The following is a 393-nucleotide window of genomic DNA, read 5'->3' on the forward strand; positions in this document are numbered from 1 at the left end:
GTTTTTTCAAGTTGAGCATAGTCAAGCATTTGAGATTGGTAGAAATCAGTATTTATTAAAGTCGCATTTCTCAAATCTGCATTTCTAAGCTGCGCTTTCCTAAAGCTGGCATTAGTCAAGTCAGCTTTATGAAAATTTGTACTACCTTTAGAAGCTATAGCAATAGCAGTATTACGAATGAAGTTGTATTTTTGATTTCCTTCTATTGCTTGGTAACTCATGTAAAGACTGACCAGTGCTATAGCTATTGCTACTACTACAGGCAGGAATACAAGAAATGCACTGTTTATACTAGATGTAAGTTTCAAGAAAGATACAGTTACGGCAGCAGTCAGACATAACATTACTAATATAGAAATCATTACAGCTACGGTTCTGTTAAAAGCAGCAATC

General features: G+C 34.9%; 1 protein-coding gene. It reads right to left on the reverse strand.

The window, feature by feature from the left end; genetic code table 11:
• On the reverse strand, positions 1-362 hold a 362-nt coding region (locus tag G1O98_RS38660), incomplete at its 3' end, for a pentapeptide repeat-containing protein (protein ID WP_163939760.1).
• Between the last annotated feature and the right edge of the window lie 31 nt (positions 363-393).

Source organism: Nostoc sp. UIC 10630, from assembly GCF_010747425.1.
GTDB lineage: Bacteria > Cyanobacteriota > Cyanobacteriia > Cyanobacteriales > Nostocaceae > Nostoc.